The 20,789-nt window shown below is 42.6% G+C and carries 16 protein-coding genes and 4 pseudogenes; 17 read left to right on the top strand and 3 right to left on the bottom strand.

Going from position 1 to position 20,789, the window contains the following annotated elements:
• The first annotated feature begins 4 nt into the window (after nucleotides 1–4).
• The 11 genes and pseudogenes from AALA56_RS04960 (at nucleotide 5) to AALA56_RS05010 (ending at nucleotide 9,671) form a co-directional block, all read left to right on the top strand.
• Nucleotides 5–2,629, top strand: a complete 2,625-nt coding sequence (locus AALA56_RS04960) for an FtsX-like permease family protein (RefSeq protein WP_369909054.1) — start codon at nucleotides 5–7, stop codon at nucleotides 2,627–2,629.
• A gap of 69 nt (nucleotides 2,630–2,698) precedes the next feature.
• Nucleotides 2,699–3,268, top strand: coding sequence for a TMEM175 family protein (locus AALA56_RS04965; RefSeq protein WP_369909055.1), 570 nt, complete (start codon nucleotides 2,699–2,701; stop codon nucleotides 3,266–3,268).
• 91 nt (nucleotides 3,269–3,359) lie between these two features.
• Complete coding sequence (locus AALA56_RS04970) at nucleotides 3,360–3,929, top strand: restriction endonuclease subunit S (protein WP_369909056.1); 570 nt, start codon at nucleotides 3,360–3,362, stop codon at nucleotides 3,927–3,929.
• 94 nt (nucleotides 3,930–4,023) lie between these two features.
• Nucleotides 4,024–4,587: a GTP cyclohydrolase I FolE gene (gene folE, locus AALA56_RS04975; protein ID WP_164683027.1), complete on the top strand. Its 564-nt coding sequence runs from the start codon at nucleotides 4,024–4,026 to the stop codon at nucleotides 4,585–4,587.
• Nucleotides 4,588–4,642: 55 nt separating this feature from the next.
• Nucleotides 4,643–4,813 (top strand): annotated as a pseudogene (locus AALA56_RS04980) (MJ0042-type zinc finger domain-containing protein); the annotation flags it as partial.
• 93 nt (nucleotides 4,814–4,906) lie between these two features.
• Nucleotides 4,907–6,004 (top strand): annotated as a pseudogene (locus AALA56_RS04985) (DUF2130 domain-containing protein); the annotation flags it as partial.
• A gap of 9 nt (nucleotides 6,005–6,013) precedes the next feature.
• A complete protein-coding gene (locus AALA56_RS04990; RefSeq protein ID WP_369909057.1) occupies nucleotides 6,014–6,442 on the top strand; it encodes a GNAT family N-acetyltransferase in 429 nt (142 codons plus the stop codon).
• A 72-nt stretch (nucleotides 6,443–6,514) separates the two neighbouring features.
• Nucleotides 6,515–6,757 (top strand): DUF1858 domain-containing protein, encoded by a 243-nt coding sequence (locus tag AALA56_RS04995; RefSeq protein ID WP_369909064.1) that lies wholly within the window; start codon nucleotides 6,515–6,517, stop codon nucleotides 6,755–6,757.
• A pseudogene (locus AALA56_RS05000) lies at nucleotides 6,747–7,928 on the top strand (DUF438 domain-containing protein). Before AALA56_RS04995 ends, AALA56_RS05000 begins: the two are co-directional and overlap by 11 nt.
• Before the next feature lie 105 nt (nucleotides 7,929–8,033).
• Complete coding sequence (locus AALA56_RS05005; protein WP_369909058.1) at nucleotides 8,034–8,588, top strand: carboxymuconolactone decarboxylase family protein; 555 nt, start codon at nucleotides 8,034–8,036, stop codon at nucleotides 8,586–8,588.
• Nucleotides 8,589–8,613: 25 nt separating this feature from the next.
• A pseudogene (locus AALA56_RS05010) lies at nucleotides 8,614–9,671 on the top strand (acyl-CoA dehydrogenase family protein).
• A 36-nt stretch (nucleotides 9,672–9,707) separates the two neighbouring features.
• Here AALA56_RS05010 and AALA56_RS05015 read toward each other — a convergent pair.
• Genes AALA56_RS05015 through AALA56_RS05025 form a run of 3 tightly spaced genes read right to left on the bottom strand, consistent with a single transcriptional unit; the run spans nucleotide 9,708 to nucleotide 11,583 of the window.
• The gene (locus AALA56_RS05015; protein ID WP_164683021.1) at nucleotides 9,708–10,505 is read right to left on the bottom strand and encodes an ABC transporter permease; all 798 of its coding nucleotides are present in this window, start codon (nucleotides 10,503–10,505) and stop codon (nucleotides 9,708–9,710) included.
• A 9-nt stretch (nucleotides 10,506–10,514) separates the two neighbouring features.
• Complete coding sequence (locus AALA56_RS05020) at nucleotides 10,515–11,213, bottom strand: ABC transporter ATP-binding protein (protein ID WP_369909059.1); 699 nt, start codon at nucleotides 11,211–11,213, stop codon at nucleotides 10,515–10,517.
• Between the two features lie 4 nt (nucleotides 11,214–11,217).
• On the bottom strand, nucleotides 11,218–11,583 hold the full coding sequence (locus tag AALA56_RS05025) for a GntR family transcriptional regulator (protein WP_164683019.1): 366 nt from the start codon (nucleotides 11,581–11,583) through the stop codon (nucleotides 11,218–11,220).
• 202 nt (nucleotides 11,584–11,785) lie between these two features.
• Here AALA56_RS05025 and AALA56_RS05030 point away from each other — a divergent pair, with 202 nt between their 5' ends.
• The 6 genes from AALA56_RS05030 (at nucleotide 11,786) to AALA56_RS05055 (ending at nucleotide 20,682) form a co-directional block, all read left to right on the top strand.
• Nucleotides 11,786–14,887, top strand: a complete 3,102-nt coding sequence (locus AALA56_RS05030) for a DNA polymerase III subunit alpha (protein ID WP_369909060.1) — start codon at nucleotides 11,786–11,788, stop codon at nucleotides 14,885–14,887.
• 81 nt (nucleotides 14,888–14,968) lie between these two features.
• Complete coding sequence (gene pfkA, locus AALA56_RS05035) at nucleotides 14,969–15,982, top strand: 6-phosphofructokinase (protein WP_115269590.1); 1,014 nt, start codon at nucleotides 14,969–14,971, stop codon at nucleotides 15,980–15,982.
• Between the two features lie 60 nt (nucleotides 15,983–16,042).
• Complete coding sequence (gene pyk, locus AALA56_RS05040; protein ID WP_115269592.1) at nucleotides 16,043–17,545, top strand: pyruvate kinase; 1,503 nt, start codon at nucleotides 16,043–16,045, stop codon at nucleotides 17,543–17,545.
• Between the two features lie 158 nt (nucleotides 17,546–17,703).
• On the top strand, nucleotides 17,704–18,261 hold the full coding sequence (lepB, locus tag AALA56_RS05045; protein ID WP_369909061.1) for a signal peptidase I: 558 nt from the start codon (nucleotides 17,704–17,706) through the stop codon (nucleotides 18,259–18,261).
• Between the two features lie 177 nt (nucleotides 18,262–18,438).
• A complete protein-coding gene (glmS, locus tag AALA56_RS05050) occupies nucleotides 18,439–20,253 on the top strand; it encodes a glutamine--fructose-6-phosphate transaminase (isomerizing) (protein ID WP_369909065.1) in 1,815 nt (604 codons plus the stop codon).
• A 93-nt stretch (nucleotides 20,254–20,346) separates the two neighbouring features.
• Nucleotides 20,347–20,682: a zinc ribbon domain-containing protein YjdM gene (locus AALA56_RS05055; protein WP_369909062.1), complete on the top strand. Its 336-nt coding sequence runs from the start codon at nucleotides 20,347–20,349 to the stop codon at nucleotides 20,680–20,682.
• The last annotated feature ends 107 nt before the right edge of the window (nucleotides 20,683–20,789 follow it).

Consider the following 20,789-nt stretch of genomic DNA (forward strand, 5'->3'; position numbering starts at 1 on the left):
GCTTATGAAACAGACTTATTGGAAAGATATTAGGCGTGCTTTTGGCAAGTCTAAGGGACGTTTTTTGTCCATTATGTTACTGATGATGTTAGGTTCTTTTGCTCTTGTCGGGCTAAAGGTGACAGGACCAGACATGCAGTCCACAGCAAGCAGCTATCTCAAAAAGCACAACACCATGGACTTAGCGGTCATGTCTGACTATGGTTTATCTAGCGATGACCAAAAAGAGCTGAGCAGTATCAAGGGTGCCACTGTTGAGTATGGCTTTCTAACGGATGTGACCATCAAAGGCACAGATGACGCCGTGCGAGTCTTTTCAAAGACCAAGGACATCTCGACTTTTGAGCTGGTGTTAGGGCGTTTTGCCAAGACATCAAGCGAGATTGTCCTCTCAGCGCAGCTAAAAGGCACTTACAAAATCGGAGACAGCATTACCTTTTCACAAGGGCAAACAAAATCGCTGAAAAAGAACCCCTTTACAGTCGTTGGTTTTGCCAATTCTTCTGAGATTCTCTCAACGACCAGTCTTGGCTCATCAACTGCTGGAGATGGCTTGCTATCAAGCTATGCTATTGTAGCACCATCAGCTTTTTCGAGCGATGTTTATACCATTGCACGCATACGCTATAATGACCTAAAGGCGCTCAATCCTTTCACGGACGCTTATAGTCAAAAATTAGCCAAATATCAAAAAGCACTGGATAAGCTGTTAGCAGACAATGGTGAGAAGCGTCTGTCTAGCCTAAAATCAAGCGCTCAAAGCCAAATCAATGCCAGCCAGAAACAGCTAGACGCAGCAAAAGCACAAGTTGCTCAGCAGGAAGCACTTCTATCAAGCTTGCCAGAAGAACAAGCAGCTGCGCTTCAAGCGCAACTCACCCAAGCAAAAGCCACCATCACAAGCAATGAAAAAGCGCTAGCTAGCGCCAAGACGGACATGCAGGCACTCACAAAGCCTAGCTACACCAGCTACACTCGCTCAACGCTACCTGGTGGTGAAGGGTATGAAACTTACGGCTCTAGCACAGACAGTATCAGCAGTATCGGCAATCTCTTTCCTGTCGTGCTCTATCTGGTGGCTGCACTTGTGACCTTTACGACCATGACCCGCTTTGTCGATGAAGAGCGGACCAACTCAGGGATTTTAAAGGCGCTTGGTTATGACAACAAAGCCGTGATACTAAAATTTGTCATCTATGGTTTTGTGGCATCCATGATTGGAACGCTGATTGGGATTGTTGCTGGGCATTATCTTCTGTCTCGTATCATCGCTGAAATCATCGCTAGCAGCATGACTATAGGCAACACGCACTACGCTTTTTACTGGTCGTATACGCTCCTTGCTGTTTTCCTTGGGCTTATCAGTGCGGTTCTTCCTGCCTATCTCATTGCTAGGCGTGAGCTTAGCGAAAAGCCCTCTCAGCTCTTACTTCCAAAACCTCCTGTTAAGGGAGCTAAAGTGTGGTTGGAGCACCTGCCATTTATCTGGAACCGCCTCAGCTTTACACATAAGGTGACCGTGCGCAATATCTTCCGTTACAAAACACGGATGTTGATGACCGTTTTTGGGGTTGCAGGCTCAGTCTCCCTCCTCTTTGCAGGGCTTGGTATCCAGTCCTCTCTAGGCAAGATTGTGGACAATCAATTCAAAACTTTAATGCCTTATGATATGATGGTCGTTACAAACGGTCAAACACCAGCGTCCCTAGATAAATTTCTAGACTCGAAAGATGTCTCTAAGGAAAAAGGTATCACCTACAAGAGCCTGACCGAGACCATATCGGGCGTTACAGAGAAACAGACTGTCTCTGTCATGGCGACAAAGAGCAAAAACTTTGGCTCATTTGTTAATCTTAAAGACGCCAAAACGAAAAAAGCACTGCATTTGTCAGACAAAGGTGCTGTCATCTCAGAAAAACTTGCTAAACTCTACAAGGTCAAAGTAGGAGACAGCATTAGCATAAGGGATGATAGCGGCAAAAAAAGAAAGGTCAAGATAGCAGCTGTTGCCGAGATGAATGTCGGACATTATCTCTTTATGACAGATAGCTACTATCAAGAGCTATTTGGTGAAAAAGCAAGCACAAATGCCTACTTTATCAAGCTCAAAAATGCTTCGTCAAGCAACATCGCTGACCAAGCTACAAAATTCTTAAAAGAGGATAATGTCACAGCCGTCCTGCAAAATGCTTCCTTGATTAAGACCGTGCAGTCTGTCGTCAAGTCCTTAAACGGCGCTATGACTATCCTTGTGATTGTTTCTGTCATGCTGGCTGTCGTTATCCTCTACAATCTGACTAACATCAACGTTGCCGAGCGCATTCGTGAGCTTTCAACGATTAAGGTACTTGGTTTTTACAATAATGAAGTGACCATGTACATCTACCGTGAGACTATCAGCCTTTCTCTTGTCGGTATCCTGCTGGGGCTTGTGGCAGGAAAAATCCTCCATCAAGTCATTATGGGCATGATTGGCTCCAGCAATATCCTGTTTGGAACAGAAGTTGGACTCAGCATTTATGCAACACCTATTATCACGATTATCCTTATCCTTCTTGTTTTAGGCTTTATGGTTAATCGACGCTTACGTCGTGTGGATATGCTAGAAGCACTGAAATCCGTGGATTAGTCCCCTTTACAATCGTCTCAAATTGCGGTAAAATGAAAAATACTTAGCAAAAAGGAGACACAAATTAGGATGAACAAAGAACGCCTTGTAGCTTTTACAGATGCTGTTTTAGCCATTATCATGACCATCTTGGTCTTAGAGCTTGAAAAGCCAGAGCACATTTCTTGGCAAGGATTTTGGGACTTGCGGATGAATTTTCTTGCCTACACCATTTCCTTTTTCTGGCTAGGCACCATGTGGGTCAATATGCACCGCTCTTGGGATGGTGTCAAGCAAATCAACAATAAACTGGTTTGGATTTCCATACTCTTGTTGTTCTTTGCCTCTTTCTTTCCTTATGTGACGAGTGTCGTCGCTTCAGACTTTTACAATCCTGTCGGACAAGCCGTCTACGGTATCGTTGTTCTGCTAGTGACTTTCACAAACGTCTGGATGTATGACGAGCTGGCTAAAGTACCTATCCACCACGATGAGGACCAAAAGGTCATCATCAGTCATAATGACAAGGTTATGGCGCTAGATATTATCATCAAGGTGATTGGCTTATTGCTGACCTTGACACTGTTACCATCTGCTATGATGTGGTCTGTTTTCATCACAGCGCTGGTTCTCATTATTCCAAGATCCATTAAAGACTAGATAGACTCTAGTCTTTTTAGTTGAAAGAGATGACCAAATCTTAAAATAATGTTATAATACTAAAAGAGTTATTGAGGAGGAGTTATTTGAGATGCCAAAGGATTATTCTCTTTTGTCTGAGCTTGCTGATATTTTTAAAGGAAAAGCAGTGCCAGCTAAGGCTGAACCGGGCGAAGTGGCTATTATCAATTTGGTTGATATGACCCCGCTAGGCATTGCCTATGAAGCTCTGCGGACTTTTGCAGCAGATACAAAGACGCTCTCGCCCTATTTACTAGAAGCAGGGGACGTCCTTGTCGCTTCAAAAGGCACACAGCACAAGGTAGCCGTTTTTGAGGGGCAGGAGTTTCCAGTTGTTGCCAGTGCCAATATCACTGTTTTGCGTCCCAAAGAAGGAACTAATGGTTACTATCTAAAGTTCTTTTTGGACTCCGAAGAGGGCAGACGTCAGCTAAAAGCAGCAGACCACGGACGTGCTGTGATGAATATCAATACCAAAGAATTATCTAGTATTAAAATCCCAAATACCCAACCTGTCAAGCAAAGCTATATGGCGCAGCGCTATGTGCAGGGGTTAGCAGATTATAAGCGCAAACTAGCCCGTGCCAATCAAGAGTGGGAGAAAATTCAAGCAGATATTGAGCGCCAGCTCTTTTTATAGAGAGTGCTTGCTCTGTTTAGAGACTTATGGTAGAATAAAGCATATTTTGACAGTAATTATAGAGTATAGATGAGTGTTTAGAAAGTAGGTTGTTATGGACTTAGAAAAGGCAGAGCAGGCGGTTTATCAACTTCTTGAAGCCTTGGGGGAAAATCCAGAGCGTGAGGGGCTAAAAGAGACACCAGCTCGTGTGGTTCGCATGTACCAAGAAATGTGGCAAGGCTTGCATAAAGACCCGAAAGATGAGTTTACAGCTGTTTTCAATGAAGGTAATGGTGAGGCGGTCATCGTGCGTGATATTCCCTTTTACTCCATGTGTGAACACCACTTGGTGCCTTTCTACGGAAAAGCTCACATCGCTTACCTGCCAAATACAGATGGACAAGTGACTGGTCTTAGCAAGTTAGCCCGTTGTGTCGAGACAGCAAGCAAGCGTCCGCAGGTGCAGGAGAGATTGACTGCAGAGATTGCAGATGGTATTGAGCAGGCATTGAAACCGCAAGGCGTTTATGTCTTTGTGGAAGCTGAGCATATGTGCATGACCATGCGAGGCATTAAAAAGCCAGGTAGCAAAACCATAACAACCGCTAGCCGAGGGTGTTACCAAAAAGACGCTCTCTTGCGTCAAGAATTATTGACCTTATTGAAGTTAGGGTAAGGAAAAGCAAGCGAGGTCATCTCGCTTCTTTTTCTACATCAAAAAGGAGAAGCCTATGAACACGATTAAATGCCCACATTGTGGCACCGTTTTTACTATCAATGAATCCGAATACAGCCAGCTTTTAGCACAGGTGCGTAGCGATGCTTTTGAGAAGGAAGTGCATGAGCGGCTAGAGCGTGAAACAGCTCTTTTAGAGGAGAAAGCAAAAAATCAACTGCAAGAAAGTCTTTATCAAAAAGATAAAGCAATTGAAACCTTAGAGCACCAGCTCACTGACCTAGAAAATCAGCAAGAAATCAAGCTCGCTCAAGCTATATTTGAAAAAGACCAAGAAATCACGGACTTGACCTTTAAGATTAAGCAGTTTGATACTGAAAAGTCCCTGCTTATCAAAGACAACGAGCGCAGCCTATCCGAGCAATTAGCCAAAAAAGATGCCCAACTCCAAGAAATGCAAGCGCAGATTGACAAATGGCAACTGGAGCAAGAAAATAAACTGCAAAGTTCTGTCAGTGCTATCGAGAAAGAGCGAGATGCGCTGCAAAATCAGCTGCAACTCCAAGAAAAAGAGCAGGCTCTGTCGCTATCTGAAGTCAAAAACCAGTACGAAGCCCAGCTAAAAGCCGCCAATGAACAAGTTGAGTTCTATAAAAACTTCAAAGCCCAGCAATCCACCAAGGCTATCGGAGAGAGCCTAGAGATTTATGCAGAGACAGAGTTTAACAAGGTGCGCCAGATTGCCTTTCCAAATGCCTACTTTGAAAAAGACAATCAAGTGTCCAGCCGTGGCTCAAAAGGAGACTTCATCTATCGGGAAACAAATGATAATGGTATTGAAATACTATCCATTATGTTTGAGATGAAAAACGAAGCGGACAACACGCAGAAAAAGCATAAAAACGAGGACTTTTTCAAGGAACTCGATAAAGACCGCCGTGAAAAACATTGTGAGTATGCGGTGCTTGTCACCATGCTTGAGGCAGACAATGATTACTACAATACAGGAATTGTTGATATCAGTCACAAGTACGACAAGATGTATGTGGTCCGTCCGCAGTTTTTCATTCAGCTCATCGGTATCTTACGTAACGCCGCTCTAAATGCCCTACAATACAAGCAAGAACTAGCTTTAATGCGCGAGCAAAATATTGACATCACCCACTTTGAGGAAGATTTGGATGTTTTCAAGACTGCCTTTGCCAAGAATTACAATTCGGCAAGTAAAAATTTCCAAAAAGCTATTGATGAGATTGACAAAGCCATCAAGCGCATGGAAGCGGTTAAGGCAGCACTGACGACCTCTGAAAACCAACTGCGTCTCGCTAATAACAAGCTCGAAGACGTTTCCGTGAAAAAACTGACCCGCAAAAACCCAACCATGCGAGCTAAATTTGAAGAACTAAAGGATAAGTGAGAAAGAGACATGATAAGACCAGCTAGACTATCAGACTGTACACAGTTAGTGCCTTTGTATGCGGATTTGAGCTATCCTATGGAGGCTACAGAGATTCGAGAGATTTTGCAAAACTTGTTGGCTCAGCCCGATTATGCCTTTCTAGTCATGGAGGAGGAGAATCAGCTTTTAGGGTTTATCGTGCACACAAAACTGTACTTTGTTGAGCGCAGAGGCAGTTATCATCGTATCTTGGCGCTGGTTGTTGCAAAGAAGCATAGACACAAGGGAGTTGCTACGGATTTAGTGAATGCTGTCAAAGAAAGCGCTCAAAGAGATGGCAGTAAGGCGTTAGCCTTAAACAGCGGTATCAGTGAACAAAGGACTGGCGCCCACGCTTTTTATGAGCAATACGGCTTTGAAAAAGGCACTTTTGGCTTTGCTTATTCCCTTGATTGAGTAAAAACAGCTTCTACTATGGATGATTGGCTAAAATTTCGCTATAATAAAGGCAGTAAAAAGTGAGGTATCATCATGAACACTATAGATTTATCAAAACCCGTTGCACAAACGCTAAAGGAACACCCTGAGGTCAAGGATATCTTGGTGGATTTGGGCTTCAAACCTCTAGCTAACCCAGCCATGCTCAATACCGTTGGCAAGGTCACCAGTTTAAAAGCAGGATCAAAACTAGCTAAAATCCCACTTGAGACCATCATCAAAACGCTTGAGTTTAACGGCTATGAAGTGATTGGAGGTAATGATGACAGATAATCGTATTACAATACTAAGAGATATTCTACTGGATTTACATCACGGTGCCAGTCCAGAATCTGTCCAAGAAGCTTTTGATAAGCACTTTACAGGAGTGTCGGCTATGGAGATTTCCATGATGGAGCATGAGCTGATGACGTCTGATACAGGGGTTACTTTTGAAGATGTCATGAAGCTCTGCAATGTCCATGCCAATCTCTTTAAGGGAGCTGTTCAAGGTGTAGAGGTCGTTGATACGGACAATCCTGGACACCCTGTCTATGTTTTCAAAGAGGAAAATCTCGCCCTGCGTGCGGCTTTGCTTCGCATTCGTCGTATTTTGGACAATTATGCCAAGCCAGAAAATGCTGACTTTCGTAGTGATTTGCTCAAAGGGCTCAAGCACCAGTTTGACTTGTTAGGGCAGTTTGACCTGCATTACACGAGAAAGGAAAAGCTCTTTTTCCCAGTCATGGAGCGCTACGGGCACGATGCACCGCCTAAGGTCATGTGGGGGGGTGGATGATGACATCCGAGCCCTCTTTAAAACAGCACAGCAAAGAGTAGACAGCCTGCCAGATATTTCTATTGAGGAAGTTTCATCAGCTTTTGAAGCCTTTGCCAAAGAGTTTGAGGAGATGATTTTCAAGGAAGAGTCTATTCTCTTGATGATTTTACTGGAGCCCTTTACGCAGGATGATTGGCTGCAAATCGCCAAGGAAAGCGATGCTTACGGCTACGCTATCATCAAGCCAACCGAAAAATGGGTGCCCCATCGTGAAACTTTTGTGGAGGAAAAAACTGCTCCTTAGAGCAGGCAAACTTGATTTTAAATCACCTGCCACTGGAGATTACCTTTGTCAATAAAGACGACATTTTCCAATATTACAATGACAGCGTTCCAGCTCAAGAGATGATTTTTAAGCGTACGCCGAGCCAGATTGGGCGTCATGTAGAGCTTTGCCATCCTCCAAAGGTTTTAGACAAGGTCAAGAAAGTCTTTGCGCTTTTGCGTAGTGGTGAGCGTGATAAGGTCGAGATGTGGTTTAAGTCTGAGCGTTCTGGGAAGTTTGTCTATGTCACCTACGCTGCTGTCAGAGATGAAGCAGGGGAATTTCAAGGTGTTCTAGAGTATGTCAAAGACATCAAGTCTTTTCGTGATATTGATAGCGACTTCAATCGTGATCTATAAGGCTTAGATAAGATTTATCTATCAGCGTGATATAGAATATATATTAGTCAGCACCTCTTTTCTGTGTTATGATGATTAGCATAACAAAAGAAAAGAGGTTTTAGTATGTCAGAGTTTATTATCCATACCAAGGAGTCCGCGCCAGAAGAAGTTAAGGAAGTTTTAGAGACCGTTGAGCGTGACAATGGTGGCTATATCCCAAATCTCATCGGTTTACTTGCCAATGCGCCAACAGCGCTTGAGACTTATCGTACGGTGGGGGCGATTAACCGTCGAAATAGCCTAACACCAACAGAGCGTGAGGTGGTTCAGATTACCGCTGCGGTGACCAATGGCTGTGCTTTCTGTGTGGCAGGGCACACGGCATTTTCCATCAAGCAAATCCAAATGTCTGATGACCTACTAGAGGCACTCAGAAACCGCACGCCAATCGATGACGATCCTAAGCTTGATACCTTGGCGAAATTTACCATCGCTGTTATCAATACCAAGGGTCGTGTCGGTGACGAAGCGTTAGCTGATTTTCTGGAAGCTGGCTACACGCATGAAAATGCGCTTGATGTTATCTTGGGCGTCAGTCTAGCGACCCTGTGTAACTACGCTAACAATCTAGCAAACACCCCAATCAACCCAGAGTTGCAACCCTACGCACTCGACTAGGATAATAGACAAAGGAGATTATGATATGACTTATTTATCAGAAGAGTTTACCCAGTGGTTAGAAGCAAACGCAGCAACTATTGACCAAGAATCTGGTGGTCCAGCAGATGAGTTGTTAGAGAAAATAGCAGCAGAAGGCGTCTTTGGTCTAGGTGTCGACGAGGCGGAGATGCCAAGGACGTGATTGGTTTCTTGTCAGAGCTAGCAGGCTACTCGCTAACAGCTTCCTTTATTTCTTGGGGGCAGCGCACTTTTATTGAAAATATCCTAAGTAGCAGCAACCCTTACGCCAGAGAGACTTGGCTAGAGGATTTGTTGACTGGAAAGCTGACGGCAGGCACTGCTTTGTCAAATGCTACCAAGTTTTTATCAGACATCGAGGACTTAAACGTCACTGTCATCGAGGAAGACGGACAGTACTACCTCAAGGGGCGTCTGCCTTGGGTGACCAATCTACGGTCGGACAACTTCATCGCTGTCTTTGCGACCAAGTTTGAAGATGACAGGAAAAAGCCTTTGATTGTCACAGTTCCCTCAACAGCACAGAACCTTTCTCGCTCAGAAGATTTAGAGTTTATTGCCCTTCAAGGGTCAAACACGGCTGCGCTGACCTTTGACAAGGTGCCTCTTGATGAGCGCTGGATTTTATCCGATGATGCGCAAGCTTTTCTAGCGGAAACACGTCCAGAGTTCTTGGGTTATCAGTTTGGCTTGGCATTTGGTTTAGCGGAGCGCTCACTCAGCGAGGTTGAGAAAACCTTGAGCTGTAATCGTAGCATTTTAAGCACTAGCTACCAAGAAACGCTGGACAGTTTAAACGGCATTAAGGAGCGTGTCTTTGATGGTTTAGAAAATCGCAAGCAATTTTTAGACAATCCACGTGCTCTTTTTCAATTGCGTATTGACATCGTAGATGTTGTAGCAGCCAGCTTGCTTTTAGAATTGCAGGCAAGCGGCGGACGTGGTTATTTTAAACACTCAACCTCTAGCTTTAGTCGACGTTGGAATGAAGGTGCCTTTCTTCCTGTTGTCTCACCAAGTGCCTTTCAACTGCGTTTGATTTTAGAAGAAGAGGCAGTGTAATATAAAAAATCCTTAGCTGAGCTAAGGATTTTTGTTTTACTGGATATTCAATTTTGTTTGAATAATGTAGTTGGTTAAGAAATAAGCGATGATAGCTACGATGATATCATACCCCATACCAAAGAGGAGGTAGTGATTATTGACAACTCCGCCACTATTGAGGAATAAATCCGTAGAGTCTAGGTGCACCCATGCTTCAAGGATACTATTGATGAGAGAGATGAGCGCATAGGCTATGATTGCCATGACAATACGGTGATTTTGGAAGAGTTGTCCAATTGCCATCGCTAAGTAGTAAAAGATAATCGAAGTCACAAAGGAAACAAAGAAATAGCAAATCGTTAAAATACCAGTTGAGGTGGCTGCTACTTTGCCAATAGATGGTAAAATGGCTAGAAGATTACCAACACCAGCGATAGGCGTAAACACACATAAAAGTGCGATGACAATCACAATGAAGCTGATAAACTCAATAATCATAGCAGAAAACCATTTGCTAAGGATAATCTGATGACTAGAGACGGGAAGTGTCAGTGTGAGATAACCTTCACGTCCAAAGATATTGGTATAAAAACGTCTGATGATAATTACAAGTGTCCCGATAACAGATGCTGCAATCAAGAAACCAAAGCTGAGAATTAAAACTCCACCGATGATACCACTAACAGTGGAAGAATCATTGGCAAAAGAGATTTCTCCACTGCTTGAGATGCTACCTGCTGACTGTCCTAGCAAAATCCCAATGATAAGTGCGACAGCAATAAGTGCCAAGTTAATGGCAAGGTACCATTTTCCAATGGACTTAAATTCATATTTGACTAATTTTCCAAACATACTTGCCTCCTAAGCCTTAAAGGTATCACGAAAGATACGGTCAATAGACTGACCATACTCTTCACGCAAATCATCTGCATTGCCATTTAAGACGATGTGACCATTTTTCAAAAAGACAACCTCATCTAATATCGGCTCAACATCTGCAATGAGGTGCGTCGAGATAATAACAGACGCATCTTCAGAGTAGTTATTGATGATAGTCTTTAGGATGTAGTCACGTGTCGCAGGATCGACCCCACCGATTGGCTCGTCTAGAACATACAGTCTAGCGTTGCGACTCATCACAACGATGAGCTGTACTTTTTCCTTATTACCTTTAGAGAGGTTTCTTAGGCGATCATTCAAATCTAGGTCAAGATCTTTACAGAGATGTTCTGCACGTTCTTGATCAAAATCATCATAGAAAGCCTTGAAGTAGGCAAAGATATCTCTGATCTTCATGTTGTCGTCCAGATAAGTGGTATCAGGCAGGTAAGAGACAATCTTTTTTGTTACAACAGATGGCTTGTAGCCATCAACAACCAACTCACCACTGGTTGGCTTTAGTAGCCCATTGATGAGTTTGATAAGTGTTGTCTTACCGCTACCATTTGGTCCTAGTAGACCAATGATTTTCCCGCTTGGCAGGTTTAGCGTAACATCCTCTAAAGCAGTGTGTTTCCCATATTTTTTAGTGATGCGATGCACTTGTAAAATATCCGTCATCTCATTATTCTCCTTTGATGTAATCATCCAAAATTGGGACAATGTCGTTTTGTTCAAAACCAATGCTGGTCATTTTTTTGACGAACTGAGCCAACTCTGTCTCTGCAACTTCTTTACGCACTTTTGCAATCAATGCTTCATCCTCAGTCACAAAACGCCCCGATGTTCTTTTTGAGTAGACCATCCCCTCACGCTCTAACTCGGTAAAAGCTCGTTGCATGGTGTTAGGATTGACACCAGCTTCTTGGGCATAATCACGGACAGTTGGTAATTTTTCGCCTGTCTTGATTTCTTGACTAATAATTTTAAGCTTGATATGTTGAGCAATTTGTGCATAGATAGGTAACTTTTCATCAAAAGTCCAGGCCATACAAGGACACTCCTTTCGAGATGTTTTAATATTAGCTAAAAAGCTTTGCAAACTATGTTACATTTTTATAATACAATAGCCTAACCAAAAAGTCAAGACTTGGCCTTTATTAACGAGGTGTTACACCTAGTTAGTGTTTCCCCTTAATACAAATTTTTAGTATAATAGTAAGAAAAAAGAAGCACTAGTTTTGGAGGCAGTCATGTTTGCGCAGCTAAATACAAAAACCGTTTATTCCTTTATGGACAGTTTGGTTGACATTGACCATTATATTTCACAAGCAAAAGAGCTTGGCTACCAAACGATTGGTATCATGGATAATAACATGTACGCTGCCTATCATTTTGCTCAAAAGGCTCAAAAAGCAGGCTTAAAGCCCGTGATTGGTGCTGAGTTCCAGCTTGCTTTGGATGAGAAAGACGTGCCTATCCAGCTGATAGCACGCAGTAGCACAGGCTATCGTCATCTGATGAAGTTAGCGACAAAGGCAATGACAACAGGCTTAGAGCATAAAGACTTGATTGATTACCAAGAGGATTTGGCTGTGGTTGTGCCTTACCAAGAGGACTTGGAGTGGTTAGATTTAGGGCTTGCCTTTTTTTGGGGTGTGTCTCCAAAGTCTCCTATAAAAGACTATGATAGACCGACTCTTGCCATGTTGAGTGTCCGTTACTTTGATAGTAGCGATATTGAGAGCTTGCAGGTGCTTCGTGCTATCAGAGACAATGTCACCCTCAGAGAAGTCCCTACCATTAGGCAGGAAGAGTCTTTTTTGCCCCATCATGTTGTTGAGGACATGTTTCAACAGTCGCACCCACAGGCGCTTACAAACCTCGAAAAGCTTGTGGAGCCTATCAGCTATAGCTTTGATAGCCAATTAAAATTGCCACGTTTCAACCGTCAAATGCCTGCTTATGAAGAGTTGCGCAAGCGAACAGAGGATGGGCTCAAGCAGAAAAATCTTTGGACAAAAGCCTATCAAGAAAGACTTGAGCATGAGTTGGCGATTATTCATCGTATGGGCTTTGATGATTATTTTTTAATTGTCTGGGATTTGTTGCGCTTTGGGCGCAGTCGTGGCTATTATATGGGAATGGGACGTGGCTCTGCAGCAGGGAGTTTGGTCGCTTACGCTCTTGATATTACAGGCATTGACCCTGTGCGCAATAAATTGCTCTTTGAGCGTTTTTTAAATGAAGAGCGTTTCAGCATGCCTGATATTGATATCGATTTGCCAGATATTTACCGTAGTGAGTTTCTTCATTATGTCCGTGACCGCTATGGAAGTACGCATATAGCGCAGATTGTTACCTTTTCGACATTTGGTGCCAAGCAGGCTATACGTGACGTGTTTAAGCGCTTTGGCACACCAGAGTATGAACTGACGAATATCACCCGAAAAATAGGCTTTCGAGACACCTTGACTACAGTTTATGAGAGAAATCTTGCCTTTCGTCAGTTGATGAACAGCCGTCCAGAATACCAAAGGGCTTTTGCGATTGCAAAGCGTATCGAGGGTAATCCTCGCCAGACCTCCATTCACGCAGCTGGTGTAGTGATGAGTGATGACGAACTAACTGACCATATTCCGCTCAAGAGCGGTGAGGATATGATGATTACGCAGTACGACGCTGGTGCTGTTGAGGCAAATGGTCTGCTCAAGATGGACTTTTTGGGACTGCGTAACCTTACCTTTGTCCAAAAAATGAAAGAAAAAGTCTTAGCAGACTACGGCGTTACCATCGATATTGCTAGCATTGACTTGGAGGACAAGGAGACGTTAGCCCTATTTGCCAGCGGTCGCACAAAAGGTATCTTTCAGTTTGAGCAGGCAGGCGCCATCAATCTTTTAAAACGTGTCAAGCCTACCTGCTTTGAGGATGTCGTTGCAACAACCAGTTTGAACCGCCCAGGCGCTAGTGATTATATTGACAATTTCATCAATCGACGCTTTGGACGGGAAAAAGTGGACCTGCTTGACCCTGTTATTGCTTCTATCCTAGAGCCGACCTACGGCATTATGCTCTATCAAGAGCAGGTCATGCAAATCGCTCAGGTCTATGCTGGCTTTACTTTGGGAAAAGCCGATTTATTGCGTAGGGCGATGTCCAAGAAAAAAGCCGATGAGATGCAGGAGATGAGCGCTGATTTCATCAAAGGGGCGTTAGCTTTGGGGCATGAGCGTAACATGGCTGAGCAGATTTTTGAGCGTATGGCTAAGTTTGCTGGCTACGGTTTTAACCGCAGTCATGCCTATGCTTACTGTGCACTGGCTTTTCAGATTGCTTACTTTAAAGCCCACTATCCCGATATTTTTTACGACATCATGCTCAACTACTCAAGCGCTGACTACATTACAGACGCTCTTGAAGCTAGCTATCAACTGGCAAAACTATCGCTAAATACTATTCCCTATAAGGATAAGGTTAAGGACAAGAAGATTCACTTAGGATTGAATAACATCAAGGGTTTTCCAAGAGAACTTGCCTATTGGATTATTGAAAATCGTCCTTTTGAGAGTATCGAGGACTTCCTCACTCGTCTGCCAGTTCATTTTCGTAAAAAGGATATTATCGAGCCTCTGGTGGCTATTGGTTTATTTGACAGTTTTGAGCCCAATCGCAGAAAAGTTCAGGATAATTTAGATAATCTCTTCGTTTTTGTCAATGAGCTAGGCAGTCTCTTTGCTGAGTCTTCTTATAATTGGCAAGAAGCTGAAGATTATAGCGCTGCTGAAAAATATAAACTTGAGCAAGACATATTAGGAATAGGCGTCAGCCCACATCCGCTAAAGGTCTTAGCCAAGCAGGCTACACGTCCTTATACCAGTCTATCCAGTCTAGAGATATCATCAAGAGCAACGATTCTCATCCAAATTGAGCGTATCAAGATTATTCGCACCAAGTCAACAGGGCAACAAATGGCATTTCTAAGCGTGACAGATACCAATAAAAGGTTGGATGTCACTATTTTCCCTGAAGTTTACGCCAAGTACAAAGCGAGCTTACACGAAGAAAGCTACTATTATCTCACTGGCAAAATCAACGAACGGGACAATCACTTACAAATGGTGTTAGAAACAGCAGAAGAAGTGATCAGTGAGCGCTTGTGGCTTTTACTTGAAAATCACGAGCATGACCAAGCCATTTCGGAGATTCTCAAAAAATACCCAGGCAACATTCCAGTCATTCTTCACTATCAAGATAGTAAAGAAACGCTCCAAAGCCAACATCACATGGTAGAAAAAAGCGCTTTTTTAGAAGAAGAACTGCATAAATTTGTGCTGAAAACGGTTTTTCGATAAAAAAACGACATAAACTTCCCCATTTTGTGTCGCATGTGCTATAATAGTAACGTTAAAATATTTAAAGGAGTATCAAGCAAAATGAAACGTATTGCTGTATTAACCAGTGGTGGCGACGCCCCTGGGATGAACGCTGCCATTCGTGCGGTTGTTCGTAAAGCAATTTCTGAGGGAATGGAAGTTTATGGTATCAACCGAGGTTACGCTGGTATGGTTGATGGCGACATCTTTCCTTTAGATGCTCGCAGTGTGTCAAACACGCTTTCACACGGCGGAACTTTCTTGCGTTCAGCACGTTATCCAGAGTTTGCTCAATTAGAAGGGCAATTGGCTGGTATCGAGCAGTTGAAAAAACATGGCATTGAAGGTGTCGTTGTTATTGGTGGAGATGGTTCTTACCACGGAGCTATGCGCTTGACTGAGCATGGATTCCCAGCAGTAGGTCTTCCAGGAACTATTGATAACGATATCGTAGGTACAGACTACACTATCGGTTTTGACACAGCTGTTCAAACTGCTACAGAAGCCTTGGATAAAATCCGTGACACTTCTGCAAGTCACCACCGTACTTTCGTTGTTGAGGTTATGGGACGTAATGCAGGAGATATCGCTTTGTGGTCTGGTATCGCTGCTGGTGCTGACCAAATCATCATCCCAGAAGAAGAATTCGACATTAACACTGTCGTTGCTAATGTGCGTGATGGCTATGAAAACAAAGGCAAATCACATCACCTCATCGTTCTTGCTGAAGGGGTTATGAGTGGTGAAGAGTTCGCCGCTAAGATGAAAGAAGCTGGCGATACAAGCGACCTTCGTGTGACAAACCTTGGTCACATCCTTCGTGGTGGAACACCTACAGCTCGTGACCGTGTGTTAGCATCTTGGATGGGTGCGCATGCAGTCGAATTGCTAAAAGAAGGACGTGGTGGGGTAGCCGTTGGTATTCACAACGAAGAGTTGGTTGAGAGTCCTATTTTAGGAACTAAAGAAGAAGGTGCCTTGTTTAGTCTTACAGACGATGGCAAAATCAAAGTTAATACTCCGCACAAAGCACGTCTTGACTTTGCGGCACTTAACCGTGATTTAGCACACTAAATCATCACTATTCTTAATACGTTATTAAAATAACACAAATAGAGGGAGTTCATATTTATCATGAATAAACGTGTAAAAATTGTTGCAACACTTGGTCCTGCGGTAGAACTTCGCGGCGGTAAAAAATTTGGTGAAGATGGTTACTGGGGTGAAAAACTTGACGTTGAAGCTTCAGCACAAAATATTGCTAAATTGATCGAAGCTGGAGCAAACACTTTCCGTTTCAACTTCTCACATGGTGATCACGCTGAGCAAGGTGAACGTATGGCTACTGTACGTCGTGCCGAAGAAATTGCTGGACAACGTGTTGGTTACTTGCTTGACACTAAAGGTCCTGAAATGCGTACAGAGTTGTTCGAAGGCGACGCTAAAGAATACTCTTACAAAACAGGTGACAAACTTCGTGTTGCGACAAAACAAGGTATCAAATCAACTAAAGACCTTATCGCTTTGAACGTTGCTGGTGGTCTTGATATCTTTGATGATGTAGCAGAAGGTCAAACTATCCTTATCGACGATGGTAAACTTGGTCTTACAGTTCTTGCAAAAGATGCTGCTACTCGTGAATTTGAAGTAGAAGTACAAAACGACGGTATCATCGCTAAACAAAAAGGTGTTAACATCCCTAACACTAAAATCCCATTCCCAGCACTTGCTGACCGTGATAACGCAGATATCCGCTTTGGTTTAGAGCAAGGTATCAACTTCATCGCAATCTCATTCGTTCGTACTGCAAAAGACGTTAACGAAGTGCGTGCTATCTGTGAAGAAACTGGAAATGGTCACGTTAAACTCTTTGCTAAAATCGAAAACCAACAAGGTATTGATAACCTTGATGAAATCATCGAAGCAGCTGACGGTATCATGATTGCTCGTGGTGACATGGGTATCGAAGTACCATTTGAAATGGTTCCAGTTTACCAAAAAATCATCATTGACAAAGTAAACGCTGCTGGTAAAGTTGTTATCACAGCAACAAACATGCTTGAAACAATGACTGACAAACCACGTGCAACTCGTTCAGAAGTATCTGACGTCTTCAACGCTGTTATCGACGGTACAGACGCTACAATGCTTTCAGGTGAGTCTGCAAATGGTAAATACCCACTTGAGTCAGTAACTACAATGGCAACTATCGATAAGAACGCTCAAACACTTCTTAACGAATACGGTCGTCTTGACTCAACTAAATTCAGCCGTACAACTAAGACTGAAGTTGTGGCTTCAGCTGTAAAAGATGCTACTAACTCAATGGACATCAAATTGGTTGTTGCACTTACAGAATCAGGTAACACAGCTCGCTTGATTTCTAAATACCGTCCTGATACAGACATCTTGGCTGTTACATTTGATGAATTGACACAACGTTCATTGATGCTTAACTGGGGTGTTATTCCAGTTGTGACTGACAAACCAGCTTCAACTGACGATATGTTCGAAGTTGCTGAACGTGTTGCTCTTCAATCTGGTTTGGTACAATCTGGCGATAACATCGTTATCGTTGCTGGTGTTCCAGTTGGTTCAGGTGGTACTAACACAATGCGTATCCGCACTGTTAAATAATAACAATAAAAGGCTAGAGTTTTCTAGTCTTTTATTGTTTTGTAAAAATAGCTTATAAAAAGTGAAAATATACTTGAAAATTGAATTGTGTTTTTAACTTGGCTTCTCTTTTTTTATTTTTTATTTCATGGTATAATAGATAAAAAGTAGGGAGTGTCATGGTTAAAAGAGATTTTATTCGTAATATTATATTAGTCATCATAGCTATTTTAGCGATATTTTTGCTACATCGTTTCGTCTTTTCAACCTTTAAGGTACACGATGATGCGGCAAATACTTATCTATCTTCTGGTGATATTGTACTGGTTAACAAAAATAAAGAGCCACAGTACAAGGATTTTGTTGTTTATGAGGAAAAGGGCATTTACTATATTAGCCGTGTGATTGGGACACCTGGGGAGCAAGTTACAGTCATGGATGATATCCTTTATGTCAATAACCTTCACCAAGAAGAACCTTATATCGAGCGTATAAAAGCCAAATTCCAGTCGACTAATGATAGTCAGGTGGCGTTTACATCGGATTTATCTGTCAGCAGTTTGACAGATGGTAAGTATGAGACCATTCCAAAAGGAAAATATCTTGTGCTAAATGATAACCGCCAAAATACTAATGACAGCCGTCGATTTGGTTTAATTTCAAAGAACCAAATTAGAGGTGTTATTAGCTTCAAACTCTATCCATTTAGCGAGTTTGGTTTTGTTAAAACAGAGTAGAGGTTAGATTTTCTAATCTCTTTTTTTACCCAAATGAGACTATACCAATTTTTAAGTTGACAAGGATAGAAAAACGTTATATACTTATTTTACCGTCAAATAAGGCGTTGAAATTGAACTATACCAATTTCAAAATAATAAGAAGGAGAGATGAGGAACTCCTCATCAATGAGAATTATGTGTGGTATTGTTGGTGTTGTTGGAAATTCCAACGCAACAGATATTTTACTTCAAGGACTTGAAAAATTAGAATACCGAGGTTATGACTCAGCTGGTATTTTTGTTGCGGATAAGAACAAGGCACAACTTGTGAAATCTGTCGGACGTATCGCTGAGTTGGAAGCAAAAGTGGTCGGAAAAGTATCAGGAACGGCTGGAATCGGGCATACACGCTGGGCAACTCATGGTAAACCAAGTGAGGACAATGCACATCCGCATACCTCAAAGACAGGACGCTTTGTTTTGGTGCACAATGGTGTGATTGAAAACTACCTCTACATCAAAGATACTTATTTGGTTGGTAATGACTTGAAAGGGCAAACCGATACTGAAATTGCGGTTCACCTTATCGGTAAATTTGTCGAAGAAGATGGTCTATCTGTCTTGGAAGCCTTCAAAAAAGCTTTGCACATTATCGAAGGTTCTTACGCTTTTGCACTTATGGATGCTACTGACAGCGAGGTTATCTACGTCGCTAAAAATAAATCACCACTTCTTATCGGACTAGGTGACGGCTACAACATGGTCTGCTCTGATGCTATGGCGATGATTCGTGAAACAAGTGAATTCATGGAAATCCATGACAAAGAGCTTGTTGTTGTTACCAAGGATACAGTAACTGTTCAAGATTATGATGGCAACGTCATTGAACGTGACAGCTACCAAGCTGAGCTTGACTTGTCTGATATTGGTAAAGGTACATATCCATTTTACATGCTAAAAGAAATCGATGAGCAACCAACTGTTATGCGTAAACTCATCTTAACTTATGCAGATGAAAATGGCAATGTTACTGTAGATGAGGCGATTATCAAGGCAGTGCAAGAGGCCGATCGTCTCTATATCATCGCAGCTGGAACGTCTTATCATGCTGGTTTTGCGGCAAAGAATTTCTTAGAAGCTCTTACAGATACGCCAGTTGAGCTGGGGATTGCCTCTGAATGGGGATACTACACACCGATTTTAAGCAAGAAACCGCTCTTTATCTTTATCAGCCAGTCCGGTGAAACAGCCGATAGCCGTCAAGTTTTGGTTAAGGCAAACCAAATGGGAATTCCTAGCTTGACCGTTACAAATGTCCCAGGCTCTACCCTCTCTCGTGAAGCAACGCACACCATGTTACTTCACGCTGGTCCTGAAATTGCTGTTGCCTCTACAAAAGCCTATACAGCTCAAGTAGCTACACTTGCCTTTTTAGCAAAAGCAGTGGGTGAAGCTAATAACAGTCCTGTGGCTAAGTCCTTTGACTTGGTGCATGAGCTCTCTATTGTTGCGCAAGCTATCGAAGCGACGCTATCAGAGAAGGATCTTATCGCAGACAAGGTTGAAAAACTGTTGGCGACAACACGCAACGCTTTCTACATTGGACGTGGTTCAGATTACTATGTGACCATGGAAGCTGCATTGAAATTAAAGGAAATTTCTTACATCCAATGTGAAGGTTTTGCAGCAGGTGAGCTTAAGCATGGTACTATTTCATTGATTGAAGAGGGAACACCAGTTCTTGCACTATTATCATCAAATGAAGCTGTAGCAGCGCACACACGCGGTAATATCCAAGAAGTTGTCGCTCGTGGTGCTAATGCTTTAACTATTGTAGAAGAAGGTCTAGAGCGCGAAGGCGATGATATTATTGTCAATAAAGTGCATCCGTTCTTGAGTGCCATTTCAATGGTTATTCCAACGCAATTGATTGCTTACTATGCGTCCTTGCAGCGTGGGCTTGATGTTGATAAACCACGTAACCTCGCTAAAGCCGTAACAGTTGAATAAAGGTCTCACACCTATTGCAAATAGCGCCAACTTTAGGTACAATAGATTGTATACTCTCAAAAATTGACACTATTTAATATATAAGGAGAAACTATGTCTTTACCGAATTGTCCAAAATGCAACTCTGAATATGTCTACGAAGATGGCGTCCTTTTGGTTTGCCCAGAGTGTGCCTATGAGTGGAATCCAGAAGAAGCAGTCGAAGAAGAAGGACTTGTTGTTTTAGATAGCAATGGTACACGCTTAGCAGATGGGGATACTGTGATGGTCATCAAAGATTTGAAAGTCAAAGGTGCACCAAAAGACATCAAGCAAGGCACTCGTGTAAAAAACATTCGTTTGGTTGAGGGTGACCACAACATCGACTGTAAAGTGGACGGATTTGGGGCGATGAAACTCAAATCAGAATTCGTCAAAAAATTATCATAAAAGGCTGGTCTTTGACCAGTTTTTATTGTCTTTAAAAGTTCTAAAATGAAGTTAGCCACTTAAAAGTATGAAAAAACACCTCAGAGAGATATAATTGTAATCACCAC

The organism is Streptococcus hyointestinalis, from assembly GCF_041225505.1.
GTDB lineage: Bacteria > Bacillota > Bacilli > Lactobacillales > Streptococcaceae > Streptococcus > Streptococcus hyointestinalis_B.